This window comes from Novosphingobium sp. FG137 (assembly GCF_057809735.1).
Genome location: NZ_JBMDKN010000003.1, coordinates 221,385 through 247,365, shown reverse-complemented (window position 1 = coordinate 247,365; position 25,981 = coordinate 221,385). Strand labels below are relative to the sequence as shown.

Below are 25,981 nucleotides of genomic sequence, written 5' to 3'. Positions count from 1 at the left end.
CGCAGCCGTTCTCAATCGTCGTCTTCCACGGTCACCTTCTCGCCCGTCACCCGCTGCGCCAACGCCGCGGCCATGAACGGATCGAGCGCGCCATCAAGCACGTCGGTCGGGTTGGTGCTAACCACGCCGGTGCGCAGATCCTTCACCTGCTGATAGGGCTGGAGCACGTAGGAACGGATCTGGTGTCCCCAGCCAATTTCGGTCTTGGCGGCATATTCGCCGCTCGCCGCCGCCTCGCGCTTGGCCAGCTCCGCCTCGTAGAGCCGCGCCTTCAGCATGCCCATCGCGGTCGCGCGGTTCTTGTGCTGCGAACGGTCGATCTGGCTGGCCACGACAATGCCCGAAGGCACGTGGGTGATGCGCACGGCCGAATCGGTGGTGTTCACGTGCTGCCCGCCCGCGCCCGAAGCGCGGTAGGTGTCGATCTTGAGATCGGCGGGGTTGATCTCGATGTCGATGTCGTCGTCGATCTCGGGATAGACCCAGACCGAGCTGAAAGAGGTGTGCCGCCGTGCCGAGCTGTCGTAGGGGCTGATGCGCACCAGCCGGTGCACGCCGCTCTCGGTCTTGGCATAACCGTAGGCGTTTTCGCCCTTTATCAGCAGCGTCGCGCTCTTGATCCCGGCGGCTTCGCCGGCGTGATAGTCCAGTAGATCGACCTTGAACCCGTGGCGCTCCGCCCAGCGCGTATACATGCGCTGCAGCATCTCGGCCCAGTCCTGGCTTTCGGTGCCGCCTGCCCCGGCGTGGACTTCGAGGAACGCGTTCGATCCGTCCGCCTCGCCCGCCAGCAACGCCTGAACCTTGTCCGCATCCGCGCGCTCAGCGAGAGCGGCAAGGCTCGCCAGCCCTTCCCCAACCGTCGCTTCGTCGCCTTCCATCTCGCCGAGTTCGACGAATTCGATGGCATCGGCCATTTCGGCGCTGATCTCGTTCACCGTGCCGATCGACGCCTCAAGGCGCCGCCGCTCGCGCATCACCACTTCGGCCTGCTTGGGATCGTCCCACAGCTTCGGGTCCTCGACCCGCGCGTTGAGTTCATCGAGCCGCCGCACCGCGCGGTCCCAGTCGAGGAACTTGCGCACGAGCCGCAGCGCGGCCTCGATGCGGTCGATATGGGCCTGCCCTTCGGCACGCATGACGGGTCTCACTCCAGATTGCGGGAGCCCAGCCGCTTAGCGAAGCGGCGCGCCTTGTAAAGAGGCGCTTGGGGCTTGGCGCCTCGCGCTCAGCCCTTCTTGAGCTTCTGGACCGCCTCAAGCGTGAGCTTCACGTGATCCTTGTAGTCCATGTCCGAATGGACAAGCACGATCTTGCCGTTCTTCGCGATCACGTAGCTGGTGCGCTTGGTCAGCCCGCTCGAAATCCCGGCGACCTTGAGCGACACGTCATAGGCCTTGATGACGTCCTTCGAAGCAGCCGCCACCGCAAACTTGTCGCGGCACTCGGCCGTGGAAAACTTCTGCAACGTCGGCAGGTCGTCGTTGGACATGCCGATCACCGTGGCCCCAGCCTTGGCGAAATCGGCCGTCGCCTCGGCAAAGGCATGCGCTTCCATCGTGCAGCCCTGCGTGAACGCCTTGGGGTAGAAGTAGAGAACAACCGGCCCCTTCGCGAGCAGCGCCTTGAGGTTCACCTTCATCGGCTTGCCGGCGAGTGCCCCCATCGTCGTGAAATCGGGCGCGACAGCACCCTGGGTCAGCTCCGCGTTGGCGGCAGCGGGGACAAGAAGGGCGAGCGCCGCAGCAGCGGCCATAACTGGCTTGATCATGGAGAGGAGCATATCAGCAAGTTTGCCGAGCGGGAACCGGCAATTGGTGCAGGAAAAATAGGGACAGTCCCCATTTTCCTGCCAGCCCGGCACGACTCAATAAATGCCGCCCTTGTCCTCGACGAAGTCGCCTTCTTCCACCGGTACGTCCTCGCCCGCGCCGTCACCCTTGGCCGCGCGCGCCTTGCGGATCGCCTCGAGCACCGCGTCCTTCAGCGTCTGGTCTTCCGGCCGGAATGTGCGGGTCGGCTCGCTGTTGGGCTTGAACGCTTCCCAGATCACCGAAGCCTGCCGCTCATAATCCTGCGGTATCCCGCCAAAGACCTGCCGTCCGGTCACCCGGTCGATCTTCACCATGCGGATGCCTTCGGGCACGGTGAAGGGCGTATCGCTCCAGCGCGCCCGGGTCCGCTGCACGAATTCCTTGAAGATCGGCGCGGCGATCCGCCCGCCCTGGGCATAGCCGCCGAGGCTGCGGGGCTGGTCATAGCCAAGATAGAGCGCGCTTACGATATCGGGCGAGCCACCGGCAAACCACACGTTGGTAGGCCCACTGGTCGTGCCTGTCTTGCCGAACAGCGGCAGGTTGAGGTCCGCCAGCGTCAGCGCCGTGCCGCGCACGACAACGCCTTCCAGCATGTGTACCACCTGATAGGCGGTGCGGGAGTCCATCACCTGCTTGCCGGTCGGCTTCATGCGCGGCATCGGCTTGCCGTCCCACTGCGCCATGTTGCAGCCGGAGCAATCGCGGTTGTCGGCCTTCCAGATCACCTTGCCATCGCGGTTCTGCACATAGTCAATCAGCGTCTGCTCGTGCTGGCGGCCATGGTTGGCGAGCGCAGCATAGGCATTCGCCATCTTCGCCGCGGTCGTATCGCCCGCGCCCAGCGCCATCGAAAGATAGGGCTGATAATCCCCGATCCCGACGCCCTTGATCGTGCGGACCACCTTGTCCATGCCGATGTCGTTGGCGATGCGCACGGTCATCAGGTTGCGCGATTGCTCAAGGCCCCAGCGCATCGTGTGGCTGCCCGAGCCGCCTTCATTGCCGAAGTTGCGGAAACATTTCTGCCCCAGCGCCGCACCCTGATAGACGCAGAACGTGCCATCGAGCACCATCGAGGCTGGGGTCATCCCGTTGTCGAGCGCCGTTGCATAGACGAACGGCTTGATCGTCGAACCCGGCTGGCGCACCGCCTGTGTTGCGCGGTTGAACGAGCCCAGCCGGGAATCAAACCCGCCCTGCATCGCCAGCACGCGCCCGCTGAATGGCTCTTCCACCACCATGCCGCCGGAAACTTCGGGGATGACGCGCACGGCCCAGCCGCCGCCAGAAGGCGCTGCCGCGATCACGTCACCGGGCTTCATCGCGCTCGGCATCGCCCAGAGCGGCCCGGTGGTGCCGTCGGAAAATCCGATCCGCCCATCCCCTCCCTGACTATTGGCGCCGCGCTTCTCCAGCACCACGCCGATCCGCCAGTCCTGATAGCGGATCGCAAGGTTGCTGGTGACGAGTTCGGACTGCCAATTCCCTGAAACGTCGAGCTTGGCGATCGGTCCGTTCCAGGCCCGTCCGCCGCTGAAGCGAAGGAGGCCCGTGCGCAGCGCTGTCTGTGCCGCTGTCTGGAGCTCGGTATCGAGCGAGGTGCGCACCCACAGGCCGCCGGCATAGACGCTGTTGGGGCCGCCATCGGCGTTCTCGCCGAACTTGTCGATCAGCTGGCGCCGCACTTCCTCGAGGAAATAGCCCGCATCTGCCGTGTAGTTTTCAGCGCGCCGGGGCACGAGGCCCAGCGGCTGCGCCTTGGCTTCGGCCGCCTCAGCCGGAGTCGCCCAGCCGTTCTTGACCATCTGGTCCAGCACATAGGCGCGCCGCTCCAGCGCCTTTTCGGCAAACTTGGCGCGGCCATAAGTTTCCGGCGCCTTGGGCAGGATCGCGAGGAACGCGACTTCGTGGAGCTTGAGATCGCCCACATCTTTGTCGAAATAGGCCCGCGCCGCCGCCTGCACGCCAAAGCTCTGCCGCCCCAGCGGGATCTCGTTGAGATAAAGCTCGAGGATCTGCTGCTTGTTGAGGACACTCTCGATGCGCCGCGCGAGGATCATTTCCTTGAGCTTGCGCGTGACCGAATATTCGTTGCCGATCAGGATGTTCTTGGCCACCTGCTGGGTGATGGTGGAGCCGCCGCGTGCGCGCTCGCCCGAACCGAATTTCAGCGTGTAGTCCACCATCGCGCCGATCAGGCCGGTAATGTCGACGCCGCCATGGCTGAAGAAGGATTTGTCCTCAGCCGAAAGGAAGGCGTGGATCAGCGGCTCGGGAAAATCGACATAGCGCAGCTGCACCCGCCGCTCGCGCGCATAGCTGGAGACGATCTCGCCATCATTGCCGCGCACCATGGTCGGCAGCGGCGGCTGATAGGTGAGCAGCTTGTCCGCCGATGGCAGCGTGCGGATCACGGTGACCCAGAGGATCAGATAGAGCACCGCCAGCACGCCCAGCGCATAGCCCGCACGGCGTACCCAGACCTGCGTGCGCCAGAGCTCCCGCGCCCGGCCCAGCAGCCCCGCTGCATTGCGCTGGATGCGCCAACGCACCGAAGTGCCATCACCGCCGGGAAGGTTGGGATCATTCGCCATCTGCGCGGCGCTTTAGCATGGCCTTTCGCGGAAATGCCAGTGGCGAGCTTCAGGGAACGACCAAGGCGATGTTGGTCCGCGCAAGATAGATCTCGATCGCAGTGGCAACGGATGCGGCAAACCCCTTGCGCCAGCCCGGATTGGCCAGCGCCCGCGCGTCGTCCGGGCTGCTGATGTAGCCAGCCTCGATCAGGGCCGAGGGCAGGTCGAGCGATTTCAGCACGACGAACGCCGCCTCACGCTCCGGATCGGTGTGGAAGCGCATCTTGCCATCTCCCTCGCGCAGCACAAGCGCAGCAAACGCCCTCGAACGCTCACGCATTTCGCGCTGCGAGAGGCTCACCAGAATCGCCGTCACCGCATCGGATTTGCCGCCCAGTTCCACGCCGTTCACGGTGTCGGACTTGTTTTCCCGCCGCGCGACTGCATCGGCCACCGCGTCGGAGCCCCGGTCGGACAGAGTATAAACCGTCGCTCCGGTTGCCTCGGGCGATTCCGAAGCATCGGCGTGGATGGAAATGAACAGATCGGCCTTCAGCCGCCGCGCGATTCCCGATCGCTCCTCGAGCGCGAGGAAGCGGTCGCCATCGCGTGTCATCGCCACCCGCACACGGCCACCCGCGAGCAAGGCATCGCGCAGCGCCAGCGCAAGCGAAAGCGTGATCTTCTTCTCCCGCTCGCCATGCTGCCCGCTCGCGCCGGGGTCATGCCCGCCGTGCCCGGCATCGATCACCACGAGGGGCCGGCTCGCATCGGCCGGGCCTTCGATCTTGGGCAGCCCGATCTGCGCCGCCCCCGAAGGCAGGGCGATCCGGATCACATAGTCGGGATTGCGGGCCGGCGCGGCAAACGCCAGGGCCATGAGGATCGCGGCTGCCGTCATGACGGCCAACGGCACGCCCAGCACCACCCCGATCAGCACACGCCCTCTCATGGCTCGCGGCTATGCAATGCAGACTGCCGGGCGGTCCAGCAGGAATTGCTACGTGTTCCACCAGAGCGCCATCGGGGAGCGCCATCGGACCGCAGCCGCCCGGTCATGGTTTTAATTGCTGGTTGGTAATTCCGGTGCTAGCAGTGCCAATCTGGAACGAGCCCGGATCGGCCTCGGCTCCGCCTCCGAAACCTGCCGCAGTGCTAACGCGCGCGTCACAGATAATCGGGACAAGGCGTTGCCCTGACACGGTTTTTGCCCGGACCTGAAGTACCAGCGAAGAAGGGATCGCGGCCTTGGTTTTGGCCGTATTCGACCTTTTTCGCGCCAGAGGTTGATGTCTTGATGGAAATCCGTGCAACGTTCGAGCCGAGGAGCCCCACAGGGGCCCGCGCAGGCTTGGCGTGCATAGGTCCGTGCCAGTCGCCACGGACCATCCCACGGAATGCCATCTGGGCAGACACGCACCAACCGCCGCCGGGCGGCGAGCGCATCGGGCACGCAAAAGCGGCCTTTCCCGCGCTCCGAACCGGCAAACCCGCATTCGCGAAACGCCTCGCCCCGGCCCCGGCATCTGCCAGGCCCGGCCAAGACGGCTATCGCGCTTTCACATTGAACCGCGCCCAGAACCCGGGTTCACCCCCGTGGCCGCGCGGCTGGAGACTTTATAATGACCACGCGCATGCTGATCGATGCGCGCCACCCGGAAGAAACCCGGGTGGCGGTGCTCAATGGCAACCGGATTGAAGAGTTCGATTTCGAATCTGCTGATCACAAGCAGATCAAGGGCAACATCTATCTCGCCAAGGTAACCCGCGTCGAACCGTCGTTGCAGGCGGCTTTCGTCGATTTCGGCGGCAATCGGCACGGGTTCCTCGCCTTCAGCGAGATTCATCCCGATTACTACCAGATCCCCAAGGAAGACCGCGAGGCGCTCCTAGCCGAGGAAGCGGCCCACGCCGAGGAAGAAGCCGCACTGCGCGCTGCCGACGAGGCCGAGCACGACGACCTCGATGACGAGGAAGGCGGCGACGACCGCTACGATTACGATGGCGACGAAGGCGTCACCGAAGTCGATACTTCGGAGAAGGACGAAGTCGCCACGATCGAGGGCGGCGTCGTCGAAAATGGCTTTGAAGACGAAGACGGCAACGGCGGCGACGAAGCCGGTGACGAACAGGGCGAGGAAGGCTCCGACGACGAAGGCGGCCGTTCGCGCCGCCCACGTCGCCAGCGCGCGCCCCGCGCCCAGGCGCGTGAGGCAGACGATCTGCGCGCCCGCCGCATGGCGCTGCGCCGCCGCTACAAAATCCAGGACGTGATCCAGCGCCGCCAGGTGCTGCTCGTCCAGGTCGTCAAGGAAGAGCGCGGCAACAAGGGCGCTGCCCTCACCACCTACCTCAGCCTCGCGGGCCGCTACTGCGTGCTCATGCCCAATTCGAGCCATGGCGGCGGCATCAGCCGCAAGATCAACTCGGCGGCAGACCGCAAGCGCCTCAAGTCGATCATGGCCGAGCTCGAGCTGCCCCGCACGATGAGCTGCATCGTGCGCACGGCTGGCCTCCAGCGCACCAAGCCCGAGATCAAGCGCGATTTCGACTACCTCGCCCGCCTGTGGGACGAGATCCGCGAACGCACGCTGAAGTCCTCCGCGCCCGCGCTGATCCATTCGGACAGCGACCTTATCAAGCGCGCGATCCGCGACATCTATAATCGCGACATCGAGGAAGTCGTCGTCGAAGGCGAGCACGGCTACCGTGCCGCAAAGGACTTCATGAAGCTCCTGATGCCCAGCCATGCCAAGCGTGTGCGCCAATATGTCGATCCGGTGCCGCTGTTCCAGCGCTATGGCGCCGAAGACCAGCTTACCGCGATGTACGATCCTGTCGTCCAACTGAAGAGTGGCGGCTACCTCGTGATCAACCCGACCGAGGCGCTCGTCTCGATCGACATCAACTCGGGCCGTTCCACCAAGGAACACGGCATCGAGCAAACTGCGGTCGCCACCAACCTTGAAGCCGCGCGCGAGATTGCCCGCCAGTTGCGCCTGCGCGACATGGCCGGCCTCGTGGTGATCGACTTCATCGACATGGAGTACGGCTCCAACGTCCGCAAGGTCGAGAAGGCGATGAAGGAAGCGCTGCGCAACGACCGCGCGCGCATCCAGGTCGGCCGCATCTCGGGCTTCGGCCTCATGGAAATGAGCCGCCAGCGCCTGCGCACCGGCGTGCTTGAAGCGACGACCCGCGCCTGCCCGCACTGCGATGGCTCGGGCCTTGTCCGCACAGCGTCCTCTGCCGGGCTTTCGGCGCTGCGCATGATCGAGGACGAAGCCGCCAAGGGCAAGGGCACGATCATCTCGCTTTATGCCAGCCAGGAAGCGGCGATCTACGTGCTCAACGCCAAGCGCGCTGATCTGGCCGAGATCGAGGAGCGCTATGGCGTTTCGGTCGAGGTAATCCCTGAAGGCGAGAACGAAGGCGCCAAGATGCGCGTTGCCTCGCGTGGGCCCAAGCCCTCGTTCGTGCCGCGCTTCGAACCGATCATCGAGCCTGAAACGGACATCGACGAGGACGACGACTACGCCGAAGAGGAAGAGACCGAGGCGCAGGACGAGCCGCGCAGCGAACGGCGGGACCGCGATGAGGCAGATGGCGAAGGCGGTCGTCGCAAGCGCCGCAAGCGCCGCCGGGGCCGTGGCCGCGATCGTGATGGCAACGAGATCGCCCAGTCGGCAGCCGACGAAGGTGAAGGCGGCGAGGCCGACGGCGACGACGAAGGCGAGGAGGACGGCGAGCGCAGCGAAGGCGGCGAACGCTCCGAAGATCGCAATGACGAGCGCGGACCGCGCAAGCGCCGCCGCCGCGGCCGTCGTCGGCGCGGAGGCCGTGGTGACGGCGATGCTCAGGGTGATGAGTCACAGGGCGACGAAGCGCAGGATGACGGGGCCCAAGGTGACGGGACCAAGGCCGGCGACGAAGCTGCCGAAGCCGCCGAAGCGCCCGTTCTGGTCGAGGCAGCCGAGGAAGCACCTGCCAAGCCGCGTCGCTCGCGTCGCCGCAAGGCAGATGCCCAGCCGGTCGAGGTCGAAGCCGAGGCTCCCGTAGCCGAGCCCGCTGCGGAACCGGTAGTGGCCGAGGTCGAGACCGAAGCCCCTGCCAAGCCAAAGCGCTCGCGCCGCAAGAAGGCCGAAGCCGCCGAAGCGGAAGCGCCGGTTGCCGAGGTTGTTGCCGAAGTCCCTGCGGCTGAACCGGTTGCAGAAGCGGAAGCCGAAGCCCCCGCCAAGCCGAAACGCTCGCGCCGCAAGAAGAGCGATTCGCCCGAAGCAGAGGCACCCGCTGCACCCGCAGAGGAAACCGCTGCCACCGAGCCCGCGCCGGAAACACCGGCAGAAGCACCGGCTGCCGCCGCTGCTCCGGCTGATGACAAGCCGGGCGAGCCTCGTCGCGGCTGGTGGCAGCGCACCTTCGGCGCCTGATCCAGATCAGTCTGGCGCACAAACACGAAGGCCCTCCCCGGCGCCCATGCCGGGGAGGGCCTTTCGTTTGCTGGGGCGCAGCGCGCCTGGTCAGGCGAGGCGCGTTGCGGTGCCCCATTCCATCCACGCTGCCCAGCGCGGATTGCCGGGCAGATAGCCCTTGCCGATAGGGTCGACCTCGAAGCCCGCATGACGCACCGCCGCAGTAACCGGGCGCGTCAGATGGCAGCCCCCGGCAATCGGCTTCCAGAATGGCTCGATGCGCTGCTGCCAGCGCTGCACATCCTCATCGGGCGCGCTGCCGTGTTCGAGGAACAGGAACTGCCCGCCCGGCTTCAGGATGCGGCGCATCTCCGCCAGCACGCGCTGCGGATCGCTCACTGAGCACAAGGTGTAGGTGCACACCACCGTATCGAAGCTCTCGCTGGCGAAGGGAATCGCTTCGCCCACGCCATGGCGGATATCCGCTGCCCAGCCCTTCTTCGCCGCTTCCGCCCGCGCGAAATCGAGCAGCTTGTCCGATGGGTCGATCCCGGCGAAGGACGTGACCGCGCCTTGGTCATAGAACTGCTGGTTGTAGCCGCCGCCGCAGCCGATCTCGAACACCGCGCCGCGCGCCTTGGGCACAACCTGCCCGCGCAGCTCCATGATCGCATCCGCGCCGCAGCAGGTCCGGATGAGCCGTGGCACCATGTGCCGATCCCAGAATGCCTTGAATCCCATGCCGCTAACCCCTCCATGCCGACTGGCGCTGTTGTTGCACGCCCCGGCGCAGGCCGACAAGCGCCGCGGTGAAGCGTTTCACCGAGTCGATTGATTTCTATTTTGTGTCACAGTTTTCGCGCCAAACAGCCCGCTCAGCGCCACATCCACCTGATTCATAAAAGTATTTTACCGGCAGCCAAACCTGCATACCCTTTTCCGCGTTAGGGGATTGTTAGAAGGTTGTGCGTAGATAAGGCCTTGCTCACCACGGAAGACACGAGGGGTGAGTGGCGCGTGGGGCGCCAACTCAGGAGATCGAACATGACGCTTTTCAAGAACATTCTCGCTAACGAAGATGGCGCGACCGCAATCGAATACGGCCTGATCGCCGCTCTCATCGCTGTTGCCGCGATCACCGCCATGGGCGCGCTGGGCAACTCGCTGTCGAACACGTTCAACCTGGTTTCGACCCAGATGAACAACGCTTCGGACGGCAAGCTCTAAGAGCTTCGCGCAAGCGAAACGTTCGGGGGCGGGGAACTTCGGTTCCCCGCCCCTTTCGTTTGTGCTCAGTGCTTGTTGCCACTTGTGAGCCGGTGCCGTCATCCACGGACACCGAACAAGGGATTACCTGTCACCTTGGACAGGGTGCGAATGCCCCCCTGCCCCCTTGCCCACGGCCACGGTTTCGCTAAGGACTGTTCATCCTTTTTTCGAACCCGATCAACGTATCTGATCAACAAGGACGGCTCGATGGCGACCTTCACGCTTCCGAAGAATTCCAAGGTCAATGGCAAGTCGCGGCACTTCCCGGCGGCCACGCAAGGGAAGATCCAGAAGTTCAAGGTCTATCGCTACGATCCGGATAGCGGCGAGAACCCGCGCTACGATACCTTCGAGATCGATCTCGACCAGTGCGGCCCGATGGTGCTTGATGCGCTGATCAAGATGAAGGGCGAACAGGACCCGACGCTGACCTTCCGCCGCTCCTGCCGCGAAGGCATCTGCGGTTCGTGCGCGATGAACCTCAACGGCCGCAACGGCCTTGCCTGCACCACCGCGATTTCGGACCTCAAGGGCGAGATTCGCATCACCCCGCTGCCGCACATGGAAGTGATCAAGGACCTCGTCCCCGATTTCACCCACTTCTACGCGCAGTACGCCTCGATTCGTCCCTGGCTGCAGACTGTCTCGCCCACGCCTTCGGGTAAGGAGCGCTTGCAGAGCCCCGAGCAGCGCGAAAAGCTCGATGGCCTCTACGAATGCATCCTGTGTGCCTGCTGCAGCACCTCATGCCCCAGCTACTGGTGGAACTCCGACAAGTTCCTCGGTCCGGCCATCTTGCTCCAGGCCTACCGTTGGCTGGCCGACAGCCGCGACGAGATGACTGGCGAACGGCTTGACGAGCTGGAAGACCCCTTCCGCCTCTATCGTTGCCACACGATCATGAACTGCGCCAACGTCTGCCCCAAGGGCCTCTCGCCGGCGCGCGCGATCGCGGAAATCAAGAAGATGCAGGTCGAGCGCTCGCTCTGACCTGCATCCGGCCCCGCGCCTGACATGCCCCCGACCGATATGACCGTCGACAACGCTGCCTTCACCTATGGCCCCGCTGCGGACCATCCCGGCTGGTATACCTGGGACCTGAAGGATCAGGATCGGTTCAATGCCTATGTCATGGGCCGGTTGCTGGTGCGCCGCGAGGACTTGCCCGGTGGCGGCCCGGCGGTGCGGCTGCGCATGTTTCCGGAGCGCCGCCACAGCAACCTGCTCGATGCGGTCCACGGCGGCATCACGCTTTCGCTGATCGACGTCTCGCTGTTCGCCTGCATGCGCCACGCGATCGATGGCGATGCTGCAGGCTCGGTCACGCTGGATCTGTCCACCCAGTTCATCGGTGCGGGCATTGTCGGCAAGCCGCTTGATGCCGTGGTGGAAGTCCTGCGCGAAACGCGCCGCCTCCTGTTCCTGCGCGGCACGGTGGTGCAGGAAGACCATCTCGTCGCCGCCTTCAATGGAACCGTGCGCAAGCCCTCGGCGCGATGAGCGGCCTTGTGCAGCGCTATGCCGCGCTTGTCGCGGCTGGCGAACTCAAACCCGATCCCGAACAGGCTGCGGCAGCCGCGCGGCTCGATTCGCTCCAGCAGGAGCTGGAGCGGCCCGCCCCAAAGCCCGGCCTCGTCGGCCGCCTGCTGGGAGCCAAGCCCCCTGCCCCGCCGCGCGGCCTCTACATGTGGGGCGGAGTGGGGCGCGGCAAGTCGATGCTGATGGACCTGTTCCACGATACGCTGGAAGCAGGCCCCAAGCGCCGGGCGCACTTCCACGAATTCATGCTCGACGTTCATGCCCGTCTGCGCGTCGAGCGCCAGAAGGAGCGCGGCGACCCGATTCCCCCGGTCGCCGCTGCCATCGCGGCCGAAGCGCGCGTCCTCGCATTTGACGAGATGGTGGTGAACAACAGCGCCGATGCGATGATCATGGGCCGCCTGTTCACCGCCCTGATTGCCGATCTCGGCGTTACCGTGGTCACCACATCGAACCGCGCGCCGAGTGAGCTCTACAAGGACGGGCTCAACCGCGAGCACTTCCTCCCCTTCATCGCGCTGATTGAAAACCGGCTCGAGGTGATCGCGCTCAACGGCCCCACGGACTACCGCATGGCCCGCATGCAGGGTGTCGGCACTTGGCACGTGCCCAATGGACCCGAGGCAACGGCCGCGGTGCGCGAGGCGTTCTTCCGCATGACGGACTATCCGCCGGAGGACAGTCTGCATGTTCCCACCGGTTCGCTCGATCTTGGCGGCGGGCGGGTGCTGCACGTGCCAAAGAGCCTCAAAGGCGTGGCCGTGTTCAGCTTCAAGCGCCTCTGCGGCGAGGCACGCGGCGCGGCAGACTATCTTGCCATCGCGCGCAATTATCACACGGTGATCCTGGTCGGCATCCCGCAGCTCGGGCCAGATCAGCGCAACGAGGCCGCGCGCTTCGTCACGCTGATCGACGCGCTATACGAGCACAAGGTTAATCTGATCGCGACAGCCGATGCAGAGCCAGCGGATCTCTACCCTGCGGGTGACGGCCGATTCGAATTCGAGCGTACGGTCAGCCGTCTGATCGAGATGCAGAGCCGCGAGTATCTCGCGCTGGGCCACGGCGAAGCCTGAACTTTCGCCGCTGCGTACGCAGCTAGAGCAAATTGCTCCAAATCCGAAGCGATTGCGTTAACCGTCTTCCGCTTCGAAAGTCAGTCTGCGTGACCCGAACAAAAAATATGAGCGCCCAAGGCAGTTGCACCTTGAGCGCTCATATTGAGCGATTCGCGCCATTCACGATGCAAGACCACCGGGAAACCGGTGATCTTGGGTCGATCACTTAAACAGCCAGTGCCAAAGCATGAGTGCCTCCCGAAAAGTGGACTGCACGCTTTTATCACTAATGGGTTTGGTTAACAACGTCTAAACGGATCGCCGTCCTTGCCTCAGACTGGCATCGTAATCCTTCTCGAATTCGGCAAAGGCGATCGGCTTGCCGAGGTGATAACCCTGCGCGCAGTCGCACCCGAGGTCGCGCAGGAGTTGGAGCGTCGGCGCGTCTTCGATACCCTCGGCGACGACCCTCTGGCCCAGTGCATGAGCAAGACTGATGGTATTGGCGACGATGATCCGGTCCCGCGGGCTCGAGATCATCCGGGCGACAAAGCGCCGATCGATCTTGAGTTCGTCGCTCGGCAGGTCGGCCAGATAGGCAAGGCTCGCCTCGCCGGTCCCGAAATCGTCAATGGAAAGGCGGAAGCCCAGTTCACGCAGACGTGCCAGATTCTGGCAGGCTGCGGGCCGGTTCCGGACACTGGAAGTCTCGGTGATCTCGACCGTCAGCAGCGCAGGATCGATACCCCGGCGGCGCACGATCTCGGAAAAGTTGCTGACGAGATCAGGCTTGTCGACCATCTGCGCCGAAAGATTGATGCTCATCTGGAACCGCGGCCCTCGCGTATTGAGCGCCAGTGTCGCGGTGATCGCCAGATCGAGCACCCAGTAGGTCAGGGCATCGATTCGGCCGGCGCGTTCTGCCTGAAGAATGAAGGCATCGGGCGCAATCGCACCGCGTGTCGGATGGTTCCAGCGGATCAGCGCTTCGCCCCCACAGATGCGATTGTTGGTCAGGTCGAACTGCGGCTGGAATGCAAGCCAGATCTCGCCATTGCGCAGGCCTTCCTCGATCCGCGCGTGCAGCGAAAGCTCCCACGGCGCTTCTGCCAGGCGGCTGGCCTCGAACATCTCGATCGATCGGCCGCTCGCCATGGCCTGGTTGGCGCTGGCGAGAGCCGAATTGAGCCGGGTCGGCACATCGAGCCCCTCGTTGCGATCGAGGCCGAAATGGATGTTCGTATCGAACGTATGCGCCCCGATCTGGAGCGGCGAGGCAAACAGGGCGCGCAGCCCTTCAAGGTGGTCGAGCTGCGTTTCGAGCGGACGCGCTTCTTCGGACCAGGCAAACTGGCCGCTTTCGCCATGGTAGATCGTGTCCGTTCCGGAACCTGCGGTTATGCGTCTTGCAATGGCACGGGCAAATTCGCCGTGCAGTTCATGCGGCAAGGTTGCGAGCATTTCCTCATACCGCGCGACAACTGCCACGACCATGTCTGCCCCCACCGGCATCGTGCCGTTGGTGAACGCAAGGAGGTTGGGCAGGCCGGCAGCGCTCGTCAGCTGGATTCGCCGTGCCCGCTTTTGCCAAAGGCGCAGCGCGGCATAGACGGAAATGAAGATCAGCGCGCAGTCCGGCGGAAATACGATACCCTGTGTGCGCAAAAGAGCAGGCAGACCGATGATCGTGGCAACGGTCGCGACGTACCATGCCAGCTTGGCGCGCCGCTTTGCCCGAGCGCCTTGCACCACCATCAACGCGGCCAACAGCAGCATGGGGATCGAACCGAACTTCTGGCCGAATGACACAGAGAACGGCAGGGCGAGACCCGCCGCACCAGCGATATCGAGCGCGACGGCCGGAACCAGCCGGTGCCCGAAGTACCGGATCGACGGAACCCGCTCGAGCGAGGTCACGATCACCGTACGCCCGGCGAGACCGGATGGCAGGGGTGCCCCGCTCAGAATGTCCTGCGAGCGGACCCGGGGAATTGATTGGGGATCAATTGAAAAATCTGGATAGTAGTCGGATTCGACGCCGCTCTGCACGCCAGCCAGCGCCGCACCCAATGTCTGATATTCCCGGCCATGGATCGTGACCGTGTAGGGTGCGGAAATCGCGTAGTAGACAAAATTGGAGCGCCAAGCGGACGCCACGACCTTCGTGTTCCTCACCACCTGTGCCGATGGCAAGGTGAAGGCGTGATCGTCGAAGTCGTCCATCTTCTCGGCGCGCGCGACAACGGCAATATCGGAATCGAAGCTTTGCAGCGCCTGCATCAAAGCGGTGTCGCCAGCCTTGCTTTCTCCGGCCGGAATTGTCGCATCGAAGAAGACCCGGCGCGGCATTTGCCGGCGAAGCTTGTTCAGCAGATCGGCCTGTTCGGCAGTCGTCCACCCGCTGCGGTCATCCACAGTCAGCAGCACGGTGTTCGTGGGAGCGTCACGCCGGAGGCTTTTGAACACCACATTCCAGTAGGAATGCGCCAACGGCTCTCCCGTGGCGAACATTGCGAGGAGCAACGCCACCAGGAGGGAAAAACCCAATGTTGATCGCAAAACCCGCCGCATGGACCGCCCAAATAGGGTTGGTGACACCCGGCCATAGTCCGAAATGGTTTATATAGGTTTAATATTCGACAAACGGATTCAGCCGTGTACGCCTTTAATAATCTGTTTTTAAAGGATTATCTTCAAACTTCGGTCCAGCATCAGCAATTGCCAGATGAGCCGACTGTGATCGCTCGTCCCGGCGATATGCGCCTCGGCCAAAGCCGCCAGACGGGCGGTGTCGAACCAGCCCGTGCGGGCGAGAGTCCCGCCGGAAACCACCTGCCGCGCCTCTCCTGCCAGCGGCCCGCGCAGCCACGCGGCGATGGGGGTGACAAATCCCATCTTCTGCCGGAACAGGATATCCTCGGGAAGATAGCGCCGCATGGCCTCCTTCATCAGCCATTTGCCTGTCCGCCCGCGCACGCGCACCCGTTCGGGCAGGCGCGCGCCGAATTCGATCAGGCGATGATCGAGCAGCGGCTCGCGCGCCTCAAGGCTCACCGCCATGCTCGTGCGGTCGACCTTGGTCAGGATGTCGCCGGGCAGGTAGAACTTGAGATCGGCATATTGCGCCCGGTCCAGCCCGCTGCGCGCTGGCGCTCCGCGCATCAGCTCCACGAATGGTTGCTCGGCGCGGTAATCCCCGCGCAGGCGCCGAAATTCGTCGGAATAGAGGCCCATGCGCAGTTCCGGCCCGGTCACCGCCAGCGCCCGCGCATAGCCCTCCTCGCCGGTCCCAGCGAGACTGAGCAGCGTGGTCTTGGCGCGAAGCGGGCGCGGGGCCCAGTCCAGTTTCGGATAAGCTGCGCCGAGCCCGCCCAGCAGCGGACGGCGCACCGCAGCGGGCAGGAAGGCGCGCACCTGCTCCTCGCGGTGCTGGAAGGTCTGGCGGCGATATCCGGCAAAGGCTTCGTCCGCCCCATCGCCCGATAGCGCCACGGTCACATGTTCGCGCGCCAGTTGCGAGACGCGGTAGGTCGGCAAGGCGGAGGCATCGGCGAACGGTTCGTCGAACATCGCCGCGAGCGTGTCGACCAGCGCGAAGTCTTCCGCGCCGACGATCCGCTGATGGTGTTCGGTGCCATATTGCGCGGCTATGCGGCCCGCATAGTCGGTCTCGTCGAGCGCCTTCACATCGAAACCGATCGTGCAGGTCTTCACCGGCTCGCGGCTCGCCTCGGCCATCAGCGCGACGACGCTGGAGCTGTCCACCCCGCCCGAAAGGAAAGCGCCCAGCGGCACGTCGGCGACCATGCGCGAAGTCACTGCCTCGCGCAGGTGGTGCAGCAGATGCGCGCCGAGATCGGCCTCGCTCCCACGCTCGCGGCGTTCGAACGAGACGTCCCACCACTGCACCGGCGGCGGCGGCGGGGCATCGTGGCGCAGCAGGCGGTAGTGCCCTGCCGGCAGCTTTTCCACGCCCTTCAGGATCGCGCGCGTATCGGGCACAAAGCCCCAGGCGAGGTAGTCCTCCACCGCCAGCGGATCGATCTCGCGCCGCAGCGAAGGGTGCGCGAGGAGCTGCTTCAGCTCGGACCCGAAGATCACGCTGCCATCGGCCAGCGTCGCCATATGGAGCGGCTTCACCCCCAGCCGATCCCGCGCCAGCAGCAATGTGCGCTGCCGCAGGTCATAGAGCGCAAAGGCGAACATGCCGTGGAGGCGCGGCAGGCAGTTCACCCCCCAGCGCTGCCAGGCCGCGAGGATCACCTCGCTGTCACCGTCGGTGTGGAACGTCGCGCCCTCGGCCTGCAATTCGCGGCGCAATTCGCGGAAATTGTAGATCTCGCCGTTGAACACCAGCATGGCCGCACCATCGGACGAGGCCATCGGTTGCGGCGATCCCGCAAGGTCGATGATGGCAAGGCGCAGGTGCCCAAGCCCCACCCCCGGCGCGGTCCAGACCCCTTGCCCGTCCGGCCCGCGATGCGCCGCGACCGCGCACATGCGCGCGACCCGGTCGGGATCGACGGGCTTCAGGCCCTCGGTGTGGAAGATCCCGGCAATGCCGCACATAAGCCAGCGCTTACCGGACGCGCGCCATGCGGTCCATCCACGGCGCGATGGGGCCGGTGGCGGCAAGGAAGCTGCGGATCGATTCATCGGGCGGCGGCGCGCCCTCACCGGCCTCGGCGGAAAGAATCAAGGTCATCGTCGGGCGCGCGCGCAGCAGAAGGCGGTCCTCCATGTTGGCGAGTTTGAGCCGGGTGTTGCTCCCTGTGAGCAGATCACCGCTGCGCAGCCAGGTCACGGCAAGGCGGTGGATCGGGCCCGGCGCCTGAATCACGTCGCTGCGGGCATCGGCAAAGCCCGGGCCCGGCTCCTCCCATGCCCAGCGGCTGCCGAGCGGCAAGGCGCCCTGGCCAAAGCCCCCGGCCTCCTTGCCATCGCCTTGCGCGGCGTAGAGCGCGAAGGACATATCGACCACGTGGCCCTTGCCATCGGTGTAGCGCGCCACCAGCCGGTGATCGGCGCCGCCGTGGAGCGGGTGCCACTCGGCTTTCGGGCTGCCGTTGTCAAACTGCCAGCCAGGTACTGTCTGAAGCGCGATAAGGTCTGGCATGGGTGCTGCGATCCGGCTTGCCGCCGCGCTCCAGGCAAGGCCCGCCAGAGCGAGGGCGGCGATCCCGCCAAGCGCAGCCGTGGTGGGCAGCGCCATGCGCTCCAGCCGCGCCAGCAGCGGCGAGGCTGCAATGGCCGCCCCGTCGACCAGCGGCGCATCGATCTTGCGGTCGAAGAAGCGCCATCCGACAGCCATGACTAGCCCCATGACCAGTGCGAAGAACACCCAGCCATAGAAGATGTGGTCAAAGCTTGCGGCAAATTCGATCCCGCGCCAGCTGGCGATGTAGACCGTACCCCACGCCCTCACGCCGTTCGCAAGTACCGGCACCACCAGCGACAGCGCCATGAAGCCCGCACGGCGCCGCCAGCTCGCAAAGCAGACGTTGGAGACAAGCGCGCCATAGGCGAGCATCGCGATCAGGAACTTCACCCCGGAACAGGCCTCCGCCACTTCGAAGTAGCCGAAGCGTGTGGTGATGAACACGCCGTCGATCGTTGCCGGGATCTGGCTCAGCGCCAGCAGCAGCATGGTCAGCTTGGCGGTGATCGTCTGGAGAAACGGGATCAGCTCATCGCCAAAAGGCACCAGCGTGAGCATGTAGCCCAGCGGAAAGAGCTGTGCGGCAGCGACCCGCGGCCCCAGCAGCGCCAGCGCCGCCCCTTGCAGCATCACCACGACCGCCAGCTGCCGTGCCAGATTGAGCCCCGAAAAGTCGCCCAGCACCCATAGGAACACCGCTCCGCCCGTCACGATCAGGCCCGGCCACCAGGCACGCGGCACGATCTGTGCGGTTTCGGCGCCGCGCTGCATGGCGAGCCAACCGAGGATCGGCGGAATGAGCAGGATATGGTTGTAGGTGGAACTCTCCCACCACTGCCAGGCCATGTCGCGCCAATCGCCGAAGAACAGGACGATCAGCGCCAGCCACACCGCGACCAGCCGGATCAACGGCGCGCGCCAGTGGCCCGGCACGCGCGCAAACAGGCGCGTCAGCAGGCCTTGGTGCCGCGCCGGAAGCGCGCTTTCAGGCAGCATCGGCTGCCGACTCCGGCGGACCGGCAATCAGTTCGCGCAAGGGCGCCAGCACGCGGTCCCAGCCGCATTCGGCCACGACGAAGCGCCGCGCCGCAGCGCCCAGGGCGGCAGCCGCAGCGCGGTCCGCCAGCAGCGCCAGCGCGCGATCCGCTAGTGCCAAGGGTGCCTCGGCCAGCGCGAAGTGCTCCCCGTCGGCCCCGCCGATGCCCGTCGCCGCAGCAGGCGTCAGCAGCACCGGGCGCGCCATGGCCATCGCCTCGAGCACCTTGTTCTGCACCCCGCGCGCGATGAGCAGCGGCGCGGTGACCAGATCCGACCCCGCCAACCACGGCCGCACATCGGCAACAGCGCCGGTCACGAAAGTGCCATTGATCCCCTCAAGCGCCCGCACCGCAGCCGTTGGCGCACGGCCGACGATAGCGAAGCGCGCATCCGGATGGACCGCCCGGATGCGCGGCATCACTTCGTGCGCGAAGAGCTCCACCGCAGTCACGTTGGGCACATAGTCCATCTGCCCGGTGAACACGATGCCGGGGCCTTCGCCCGACAGTTCCGGTGCGGGTTCGACCATCGCCGGATCGAACAGTTCAGTATCGATGCCATTGCCCAGCGCGCGCACATCTGGCCGCGCGCTTCCGGTCAGCCGGCTTTCGAACAGCGCGCGCTCCTCGCGGCTGATGAAGAGGCTCGTTGTCGCGCGGCGCGCCGCCAGTTCCTCGAACCGGCGCAGCAGCCGCGCCTCGCGGGCATAGAGCAGCCGGCGCGGCAGCGCACCGGTCTGGGAATAGGCTTCAAACTTCGCCGAATCGACGTCGACGAAATCCATCACCACCCGCCCCCGGAATTCGGGCGGCACATATTGGGCCATCTGCCCGGAAAACACGAAGATCGCCGAAATCGGGCGGGTTTCCAGCAATTTATGCACCCAGCGCTGCAACTTGGCGGAGGCAAACGCGGCCAGGCTGACCGGCAGCCCCTGCCCCAGCGCCGCAAGTGCTGCGAGCGGAAGCGGCGCACTGCGGCGCACGATGCAGTGGCTGGTCGCAATCGCGGCGACTGCGCTTTCCTGCGCGAGGTCCGCCGCATCATCGGCCAGCGCGCCCACATGCACCGGCGCGATCTCCGCGATCCGGCGCAGCAGGTGGTTGGAGCGGATCTTGTCCCCCCGGTCGGGCGGAAAGGGCACGCGGTGCGCGAGGAACAGGACCTCGCTCATGCCAGCCCCTGCGCGATGAACGGCCCGATCCGGTTGGCGATGCCCAGCGGCAGCTTCTGCCACAGCGCGATCTTCGCCTTGTAGCGCGGGCTCAGCGGATTGACATCGCGCGGCGGTGCGCCATCGGCGCTCCACACGGCATAGCTCAGCGGCTGCGGCGCAAAGCCCCAGTTGCGCTTGAAGTGATAGGCGCCGGTATCGGTCTTGGAGCGCCCGAAATCGAAGCGATCACAGCCCTTCCGCCGCGCATTGCACATCAGCGCGTAATACATGACGTCATTCGCCCGAAGCGCTCGCGCTGCATGCACCCCGCCGCCCCAGTAGGGCATCACCGCGCCGCGATGATAGAGGCTGAGCACCGAAGCCACCGCGCGGCCCTCATGCAGCACGGTCAGAATGTCGGCATCCTCGCCGAACGCATCCATCACCGCCTCGAACAGGGCGCGCGGAAACACCGGCGTGCCCAGATTGCGCACGGATTCGGCATAGACGGCGTAGTGCCAGTCGCGGTCCTGCCTATCGCGGCCGACGCGAATCTCCATCGCGTGTCCCAGCCCCTTGCGCACTTCGGCGCGCTGCTTGCGCGGGATCCATGTGAGCTGCGCCTCGTCATCCACAGCAAGCGGCGCGGCGAAACCGGCGTGGCTGTCGCGCTTGATGTGCCAGGCGGAATCCTCCGGCATCGTGCCGCCGCGTAGTTCGACGGTCGGGCAAGTCAGCCGCCGGGCGAGTTCGGTGGCCGCTGCAAAGAGATCAGGCGCAGCGTCCGCATCGCCCAGCAGACCGCCGCCGACAGCAAATCCGGTCGAGACCAGTGCCCGGCCAAACAGCGGCGAATGCACGGCATGGAGCGGCAGCAGCGCCGCGATCGCCCCTTCGCGTTCGGCGAGCAGCATGTGCGCCGGATGCCCCGCGGCACGCGTCACCGCCTCCAGCCATTCAGGCCGATGGAACGGCGTCGCGCCGTCCGCCTCTGCCACGAAGCGCGCAATGGCGCCGCGATCTCCGGGATCGGCAAGGCGGACCCGGGTCAGCGACAGCCGGAAGGGTGCGTTCATGCCGCAACCTGCTCGGCATCAAGCCGCGCGGCCTCGGCGGCAACCACCGCATCCATGCGCCCCCACTGGAACGCGCCGAGCAGCTTCCGGAGCTTGGGCGCCATGACCGAAAGATTGGTGTAATGCCGAAAGCGCGAGCGCAGCGGCGCATCGGTGCGGCGCGGCTGATCGGGATCGACTTCCCACGGATGGAAGTAGAACGCCGCCGGGCGCCCATCATGCCGATTGACCCTGTCTACCGCCCAGTGCGAGACAGCATAGGGCAGCAAGCGGAAGAACCCGCCGCCGCCCGCCGCCATGCGCCGCCCGGCCAGTTCCACCGTCGTCACCGGCACTTCGACCAGCGGCGAGCCTGCCACCGGGCGGAACGCAAAGCGCGGTGCCTCGCGCCAGCCATAGTGATCGTGGACAATCGGCGCGACGCTGGAGGAATAGGCATAGCCGTGGCGCGCAAGCACTTCATGTGCCCAGGGCGTGCGCGCATCGATCGAAAAGCTCGGCGCGCGGTAGCCGGTCACCGCGCTGCCGCTGGTGTCTTCCAGCACGGCGCGCGCCCGCGCGATATCCTCGGCAAATGCCGCCTCGCCCATGGCAAACACGCGCTTGTGATCCCAGCCGTGGCTGGCGATCTCATGGCCTTGCGCGAAGATCCGGCGCATCATCGCGGGGTGCTTTTCCGCCACCCAGCCGAGCGTGAAGAACGTCGCCTTGACCCCGGCCTCGTCAAACAGCGCGAGCACGCGGTCGCAGTTCGCCTCGACGCGCCGGTCCAGCCCGTCCCATTCGCCGCGACCGATCACATGTTCGAACGCGCCGACCTGGAACCAGTCCTCGACATCGACCGACATGCCGTTGAGCACGGCACCCGAGGGCTGCGGATGACCAAGATCGGGGCGGGACATGGCGCCATCGCTCCTTCAGGCCGCGCGCCGCGGCGTTTCGCTTTCGAGCCACTCGATCAGCATTGTCAGCACATGGCGGATCGCCTGTTCCTGCTCCGCGCCGCGTGCTTCGAGCGCCACGATCCGCTGCTGCAACGCGCCGAGCATGGCTTCGAGCGTCTCGAACCGCGCGTCCGTGGCGGTTACCACCATCGGCTGGGCCGGCATATCAGCCAGCTCAAGCACGGCCTTCTGGAGTTCGGTGATCTGCTCGGCATGCCCCGAAATGGCTTGCTGCAGGCCTGCAAGACCGGCAATCGCGGCAGCGGGAATGGCGGCGACCGATGCCGCAGGCGCTTCCGGCGCGATCAGCGGAGCGGGCGCAGGCGCGGGTGCTGCCGGATCGGCCAGCGTGCCATCGCGCTCCAGATCGGCAATCACTTCGGCCAGCATGGCGCTGTCGATCTGCGACTTCTGCTCGACCGCGCCCATCAGCAGCAGGCGGCCGACCACCTGATTGATCCGGCGCGGCAAGCAGCCGGTGGTACGGGCAAGATCGGCGAACACGCGTTCTTCGAACGCCGGGTTGCCGCTCCAACCCACGCAGGCCAGGCGGTGCATCACATAGGGGCCGACTTCGCGGGGCTCCATCGCCTCAAGGTGGTGCGTCGCGATCACGCGCTGGCGCAGCTGCTCCAGCCGCGGCGAGCTCTGCAGCAGATCGCGGAATTCAGGCTGGCCCAGCAGCAGGATCTGCAGCAGCGGATGCGCGCCCAGCTGGAAGTTGGAGAGCATGCGCAGCTCTTCCAGCGCCTCGATCGAAAGGTTCTGCGTCTCGTCCACCACCAGCAGGCAGCGGCGCCCGGCGCGCGCTTCGTCGTGAAGGAACGCCTCGATCAGCCCGAGCGCGCTCGCCTTGTCGTGCCCAACCACCGCGATCCCGAACGCGCGCGCGGCCATGTGGACCATCTCGCCGCCATCGAGCCGGCTCGTCACGATCTGCGCCGCGGTCAGCCGCTGGCGGTCGATCGTGGCAAGGAGGTGCGCGGCCAGCGTCGATTTGCCCGCCCCCACGGCACCGGTAATGACGATGAAGCCTTCACCTTGTGCAAGGCCATAACCAAGGTAGGACAATGCCTTGCGGTGCGTTCCGCTCTCGAAATAGAACTCCGGATCGGGGGTAAGCTGGAACGGCCGTCCGGTCAGCTGGTAGAACGTATCGTACATCTTGGGGGACGCCCTTTATCAGAAGTTGTAGCGCAGGCCGACCTGACCGGTGGCGATCACATCGTCAGGGAAAGCCTTGCGGTTGAGCGCATCGAGCCCGACCCCGGCATTGCCAACCAGCCGCTGCGTGAACTGGTGGGTGAGGCCTGCGTTGACGCCGATGGAATTCACATCGGCCAGATCCGAAACACCGGACTTGTACCAGCTGTCGTAGACCGCGACGGTGAAGGAGGTGAGTCGGTCGATCGGCCCGGAAATCTGCCCGTTCACGTAGAAGGTCTGATCCGTGCGGCCATTGGCGGAGGCGAGGACCGTGCCGTTCGCGCCGATGAACTTGCGGCGCAGATAGCCCGCGCCCAGCCCCATGCGCAGCTTGCCGAGCTGATGGCTGTAGGATGCCGATACGCCCCGGTTGCGGAACGCCGCCGATGCGATCGAACCCAGCGCGCCGTTGACACAGCCGCCGCTCTGCGCACCCGCCGCGCAGCCCGAGATATCGCCGCTGAACGGATTGCGATCCGCCGTGAAGTCCGTCGGCAGGCCGCGCACGGCGTTGCCCACGGTCGATCCGAAACCGCTCACCGCATCGAACACGTCGATCTGCAGCGCATTGCGCGCGTTGGGCGTGTAGGAGAGCGAACCGTAATAGGTCATGCTGTCATAGCGGCGGCCGACGAAAGCGCTCAGCGATGTGCGACGGCTGGGGCGCCACATCACGCCGACATCCCAGGTCAGCCCGGTCACGTCATAGGCGATCTGGCGGGGCTTGGACTTGTCGGTCACATAGCGGCCGTCGCTGCCGACAACCGGCACGCCGCCCGGCCCGCGCACCGCATCGCGCGAGGAAACCTTCACGTCCTGCCAGCCCACATCACCGATCAGCGCCAGTTCCGAATTGATCGGCAGCGTCGCCTGGACGCCCGCGCGCAGTTCGCGCACGCGCTGGTCGAGGTTGGCGATGTCTTCCTGGTTGTAGCCGGCGCTCGCGGTGAGGCCGATCGGCAGCACCGTGCCCGGCGCCACCCCGGCGGAAACCTGCGCCGACTGCGCAACCGAGTGATTGAAGATGTCGCCCTGCGGCTGCGGCTGGCCGGGGGGCAGCCCTGTCACCGGGAGGCGCGGCGTGTTCACCTTGGTATAGCCGACGAGATAGGAACCCTTGAGCGCGACTTCACCGACATGGGTCGAAACCGCAGGGCCCGCATAGAGCGAATAGACCTGCGCGACCCGGTCACCCGTTTCCACCGAGCCGAGACGCGAAGCGCCGCTCGCATCGAACTGGGTGCGCGTGGCAAGGCCGCCCGCCTCGATCGTCAGTTCGCGCGGGATGAGATCGTGGCGCACGCGGGCAAGACCCGAAATCGTATCGTTGCTGACGATGTTGCCGCTCTCGGCAAAGCGCCGCTCATAGCGCACCGAGACCGCGCCTTCGGTCCGCCGCCCCGCGAGCGACATGTCGACGCCCACCGCAACGCTCGAATAAGTCAGCACATCGTGCACCGGCTCAAGGCGGGCAAGCACGCTCTGGCTGAGCTCGATGTAAGGCTGGAATTTCACCCGGGCGGAACCGCCCGCGCTGCCCATGCTGCGTCCGCCGCGCCGGGAATCGCCACCGCGGGCCGAATCGCCGCCCGAGGACGCGCCGTCCCCGTTCGAGATCCCCTCGCTGTCGCCGGGATCGCCGTAGGGCAGCGACTGCGCATGTGCCGCGCCGGAGAGCAGCAACATTGCCAGCGCACTGGCCACGAACGCATGGGTCGAGGTACGCGCCATGGTCATTCCTTGTACCCGTAGTAGGAGCCGAAGCGGCGTCCGGTGGGTGAGAAGCGGGTGCAGTTGAGCAGCAGCTTGATGTCCTCGCAGCCCGCAAGGATGCCCACAGCATCGCGCAGCGCGGCCTCGCCGGTCTGATCGGCGCGCACCACCATCAGCGCCTGGCCGACATGGTGGGCAAGCTCTGACGCGGGCGATGCCGCAAGCACCGGCGGGCTGTCGAAGATGACGATACGGTTGGGCGACTGGGAGGTCAGCCGGTCGAGGACCTGCGCGGTATAGGCGGAGGCCAGGTGTTCGGTGTCATGCCCGGTCGAATTGCCTGCGGGCAGCACGAAGAGTCCGGCAATGTCGGTGCCGATGATGCAGTCCTCGACCGCAATGGCGGGATCGGCCAGCGCGTCCATCAGCCCGCGCCCGCCCGGCAGGCCCAGCGCGGAAAGCACGCTGGGCTTGGCGAAATCGGCATCGACGAGGAGCACTTCGGTGTCCTTCTCCGCCGCCATCGAGAGCGCGAGATTGACCGCGCAGAAGGTCTTGCCCTCACCCGGATGCGACGAGCACACCAGGATGCGCTCGCCATGCCGCGCGCCTCTGCCGGCGCGCGAATCCGCCGCCGTCATCAGGAGCTGGCGCTTCACGATGCGGAATTCCTCAAGCAGACCGGTAACCGGCCCCTCTGGCTCGATCAGGCACTGTTCGCGCAGATGCTTGCGGTCGACCGGATGGAACGTGCCGCGAAAGGCCTGCCGCGCCGGGATGCCATCGAAAGCAGGCGGCGGCGCAGCCGAATGCGTCGGCGCGGCACCGCGTTGCACCGGCTGCGCAGGCTCTGCCGCTTCGGCGGTGATCGGGGGCCGCTCGCGCGGTTCGGGCAGTTTCGGCGCTACCGGTGCCTGGAAGGCGCGCAAGTCGAAGGTCCCCGCCGCGCGCTCGATCAGCGAGCGGGCCTCGGAGGTGTCCTTGGGAAGCGGGATCTTGCTCTGTTCGGTCATGATCTT

General features: G+C 65.7%; 20 protein-coding genes. 6 read left to right on the top strand and 14 right to left on the bottom strand.

The genetic code is table 11. The features are described 5' to 3' along the window. Nucleotides 1-11: 11 nt before the first annotated feature. The 4 genes from prfB to ACODS2_RS10690 form a co-directional block, all read right to left on the bottom strand. Nucleotides 12-1,139 carry a peptide chain release factor 2 gene (gene prfB / locus ACODS2_RS10705; protein WP_488998790.1) on the bottom strand — a complete coding sequence of 376 codons (1,128 nt, stop codon included), beginning with the start codon at nt 1,137-1,139 and terminating at the stop codon, nt 12-14. Nucleotides 1,140-1,228: 89 nt separating this feature from the next. Further along, entirely contained in the window at nt 1,229-1,771 is a 543-nt protein-coding gene (locus ACODS2_RS10700; protein WP_298173038.1) for a peroxiredoxin, read from the bottom strand. Nucleotides 1,772-1,867: 96 nt separating this feature from the next. Continuing rightward, nucleotides 1,868-4,411: a penicillin-binding protein 1A gene (locus ACODS2_RS10695; protein ID WP_488998789.1), complete on the bottom strand. Its 2,544-nt coding sequence runs from the start codon at nt 4,409-4,411 to the stop codon at nt 1,868-1,870. A 49-nt stretch (nt 4,412-4,460) separates the two neighbouring features. Continuing rightward, a complete protein-coding gene (locus ACODS2_RS10690; protein ID WP_488998788.1) occupies nt 4,461-5,345 on the bottom strand; it encodes an N-acetylmuramoyl-L-alanine amidase family protein in 885 nt (294 codons plus the stop codon). A 670-nt stretch (nt 5,346-6,015) separates the two neighbouring features. Here ACODS2_RS10690 and ACODS2_RS10685 point away from each other — a divergent pair. Further along, nucleotides 6,016-8,823: an Rne/Rng family ribonuclease gene (locus ACODS2_RS10685; protein WP_488998787.1), complete on the top strand. Its 2,808-nt coding sequence runs from the start codon at nt 6,016-6,018 to the stop codon at nt 8,821-8,823. A 90-nt stretch (nt 8,824-8,913) separates the two neighbouring features. Here the strand turns inward: ACODS2_RS10685 and ACODS2_RS10680 are convergent, their stop codons facing one another. Continuing rightward, entirely contained in the window at nt 8,914-9,546 is a 633-nt protein-coding gene (locus ACODS2_RS10680; RefSeq protein WP_298173026.1) for a class I SAM-dependent methyltransferase, read from the bottom strand. 303 nt (nt 9,547-9,849) lie between these two features. Here ACODS2_RS10680 and ACODS2_RS10675 point away from each other — a divergent pair, with 303 nt between their 5' ends. The 4 genes from ACODS2_RS10675 to zapE all read left to right on the top strand — a co-directional run bounded on the left by ACODS2_RS10675 (nt 9,850) and on the right by zapE (nt 12,689). Next, on the top strand, nt 9,850-10,032 hold the full coding sequence (locus tag ACODS2_RS10675) for a Flp family type IVb pilin (protein ID WP_298173024.1): 183 nt from the start codon (nt 9,850-9,852) through the stop codon (nt 10,030-10,032). A 249-nt stretch (nt 10,033-10,281) separates the two neighbouring features. After that, nucleotides 10,282-11,064, top strand: coding sequence for a succinate dehydrogenase iron-sulfur subunit (locus ACODS2_RS10670; protein WP_298165550.1), 783 nt, complete (start codon nt 10,282-10,284; stop codon nt 11,062-11,064). Nucleotides 11,065-11,103: 39 nt separating this feature from the next. Then, nucleotides 11,104-11,574, top strand: a complete 471-nt coding sequence (locus ACODS2_RS10665; protein WP_488998786.1) for a PaaI family thioesterase — start codon at nt 11,104-11,106, stop codon at nt 11,572-11,574. After that, nucleotides 11,571-12,689, top strand: a complete 1,119-nt coding sequence (zapE, locus tag ACODS2_RS10660; protein ID WP_488998785.1) for a cell division protein ZapE — start codon at nt 11,571-11,573, stop codon at nt 12,687-12,689. Before ACODS2_RS10665 ends, zapE begins: the two co-directional genes overlap by 4 nt. A 291-nt stretch (nt 12,690-12,980) precedes the next feature. On the opposite strand, the gene ACODS2_RS10655 is transcribed toward zapE, so the two are convergent. Beyond that, the gene (locus ACODS2_RS10655) at nt 12,981-14,894 is read right to left on the bottom strand and encodes an EAL domain-containing protein (protein WP_488998784.1); all 1,914 of its coding nucleotides are present in this window, start codon (nt 14,892-14,894) and stop codon (nt 12,981-12,983) included. Between ACODS2_RS10655 and ACODS2_RS10650 the strand changes: the two genes are divergently transcribed. Continuing rightward, nucleotides 14,874-15,224, top strand: coding sequence for a hypothetical protein (locus ACODS2_RS10650; protein ID WP_488998783.1), 351 nt, complete (start codon nt 14,874-14,876; stop codon nt 15,222-15,224). The genes ACODS2_RS10655 and ACODS2_RS10650 overlap by 21 nt on opposite strands. Before the next feature lie 126 nt (nt 15,225-15,350). On the opposite strand, the gene ACODS2_RS10645 is transcribed toward ACODS2_RS10650, so the two are convergent. The 8 genes from ACODS2_RS10645 to ACODS2_RS10610 are packed head-to-tail and all read right to left on the bottom strand — an operon-like array spanning nt 15,351 to nt 25,975. Next, on the bottom strand, nt 15,351-17,240 hold the full coding sequence (locus ACODS2_RS10645; RefSeq protein ID WP_488998782.1) for an XrtA/PEP-CTERM system amidotransferase: 1,890 nt from the start codon (nt 17,238-17,240) through the stop codon (nt 15,351-15,353). Nucleotides 17,241-17,250: 10 nt separating this feature from the next. Then, nucleotides 17,251-18,825 (bottom strand): exosortase A, encoded by a 1,575-nt coding sequence (gene xrtA / locus ACODS2_RS10640; RefSeq protein WP_488998781.1) that lies wholly within the window; start codon nt 18,823-18,825, stop codon nt 17,251-17,253. Then, nucleotides 18,815-20,041 carry a TIGR03087 family PEP-CTERM/XrtA system glycosyltransferase gene (locus tag ACODS2_RS10635; protein ID WP_488998780.1) on the bottom strand — a complete coding sequence of 409 codons (1,227 nt, stop codon included), beginning with the start codon at nt 20,039-20,041 and terminating at the stop codon, nt 18,815-18,817. The genes xrtA and ACODS2_RS10635 overlap by 11 nt, the downstream gene beginning before the upstream one ends. Then, entirely contained in the window at nt 20,038-21,099 is a 1,062-nt protein-coding gene (locus tag ACODS2_RS10630) for a FemAB family XrtA/PEP-CTERM system-associated protein (protein ID WP_488998779.1), read from the bottom strand. Before ACODS2_RS10630 ends, ACODS2_RS10635 begins: the two co-directional genes overlap by 4 nt. Beyond that, a complete protein-coding gene (locus tag ACODS2_RS10625) occupies nt 21,096-22,001 on the bottom strand; it encodes an XrtA system polysaccharide deacetylase (protein ID WP_488998778.1) in 906 nt (301 codons plus the stop codon). The genes ACODS2_RS10630 and ACODS2_RS10625 overlap by 4 nt, the downstream gene beginning before the upstream one ends. 15 nt (nt 22,002-22,016) lie before the next feature. After that, nucleotides 22,017-23,207, bottom strand: a complete 1,191-nt coding sequence (locus ACODS2_RS10620) for an AAA family ATPase (protein ID WP_488998777.1) — start codon at nt 23,205-23,207, stop codon at nt 22,017-22,019. A gap of 18 nt (nt 23,208-23,225) precedes the next feature. After that, nucleotides 23,226-24,980, bottom strand: coding sequence for a preprotein translocase subunit YajC (locus ACODS2_RS10615; protein WP_488998776.1), 1,755 nt, complete (start codon nt 24,978-24,980; stop codon nt 23,226-23,228). Nucleotides 24,981-24,982: 2 nt separating this feature from the next. Next, nucleotides 24,983-25,975 (bottom strand): P-loop NTPase family protein, encoded by a 993-nt coding sequence (locus ACODS2_RS10610; protein WP_488998775.1) that lies wholly within the window; start codon nt 25,973-25,975, stop codon nt 24,983-24,985. Nucleotides 25,976-25,981: the final 6 nt, after the last annotated feature.

Coding starts and splice junctions, on each gene's coding strand:
- ACODS2_RS10630 (WP_488998779.1), bottom strand. CDS start 21,099: ATGAACGCACCCTTCCGGCTGTCGCTGACCCGGGTCCGCCTTGCCGAT.
- ACODS2_RS10695 (WP_488998789.1), bottom strand. CDS start 4,411: ATGGCGAATGATCCCAACCTTCCCGGCGGTGATGGCACTTCGGTGCGT.
- ACODS2_RS10670 (WP_298165550.1), top strand. CDS start 10,282: ATGGCGACCTTCACGCTTCCGAAGAATTCCAAGGTCAATGGCAAGTCG.
- ACODS2_RS10615 (WP_488998776.1), bottom strand. CDS start 24,980: ATGGCGCGTACCTCGACCCATGCGTTCGTGGCCAGTGCGCTGGCAATG.
- ACODS2_RS10700 (WP_298173038.1), bottom strand. CDS start 1,771: ATGATCAAGCCAGTTATGGCCGCTGCTGCGGCGCTCGCCCTTCTTGTC.
- ACODS2_RS10620 (WP_488998777.1), bottom strand. CDS start 23,207: ATGTACGATACGTTCTACCAGCTGACCGGACGGCCGTTCCAGCTTACC.
- zapE (WP_488998785.1), top strand. CDS start 11,571: ATGAGCGGCCTTGTGCAGCGCTATGCCGCGCTTGTCGCGGCTGGCGAA.
- ACODS2_RS10625 (WP_488998778.1), bottom strand. CDS start 22,001: ATGTCCCGCCCCGATCTTGGTCATCCGCAGCCCTCGGGTGCCGTGCTC.
- prfB (WP_488998790.1), bottom strand. CDS start 1,139: ATGCGTGCCGAAGGGCAGGCCCATATCGACCGCATCGAGGCCGCGCTG.
- ACODS2_RS10655 (WP_488998784.1), bottom strand. CDS start 14,894: ATGGACGACTTCGACGATCACGCCTTCACCTTGCCATCGGCACAGGTG.
- ACODS2_RS10680 (WP_298173026.1), bottom strand. CDS start 9,546: ATGGGATTCAAGGCATTCTGGGATCGGCACATGGTGCCACGGCTCATC.
- ACODS2_RS10685 (WP_488998787.1), top strand. CDS start 6,016: ATGACCACGCGCATGCTGATCGATGCGCGCCACCCGGAAGAAACCCGG.
- ACODS2_RS10635 (WP_488998780.1), bottom strand. CDS start 20,041: ATGAGCGAGGTCCTGTTCCTCGCGCACCGCGTGCCCTTTCCGCCCGAC.
- ACODS2_RS10665 (WP_488998786.1), top strand. CDS start 11,104: ATGACCGTCGACAACGCTGCCTTCACCTATGGCCCCGCTGCGGACCAT.
- ACODS2_RS10675 (WP_298173024.1), top strand. CDS start 9,850: ATGACGCTTTTCAAGAACATTCTCGCTAACGAAGATGGCGCGACCGCA.
- ACODS2_RS10690 (WP_488998788.1), bottom strand. CDS start 5,345: ATGAGAGGGCGTGTGCTGATCGGGGTGGTGCTGGGCGTGCCGTTGGCC.
- ACODS2_RS10645 (WP_488998782.1), bottom strand. CDS start 17,240: ATGTGCGGCATTGCCGGGATCTTCCACACCGAGGGCCTGAAGCCCGTC.
- xrtA (WP_488998781.1), bottom strand. CDS start 18,825: ATGCTGCCTGAAAGCGCGCTTCCGGCGCGGCACCAAGGCCTGCTGACG.
- ACODS2_RS10610 (WP_488998775.1), bottom strand. CDS start 25,975: ATGACCGAACAGAGCAAGATCCCGCTTCCCAAGGACACCTCCGAGGCC.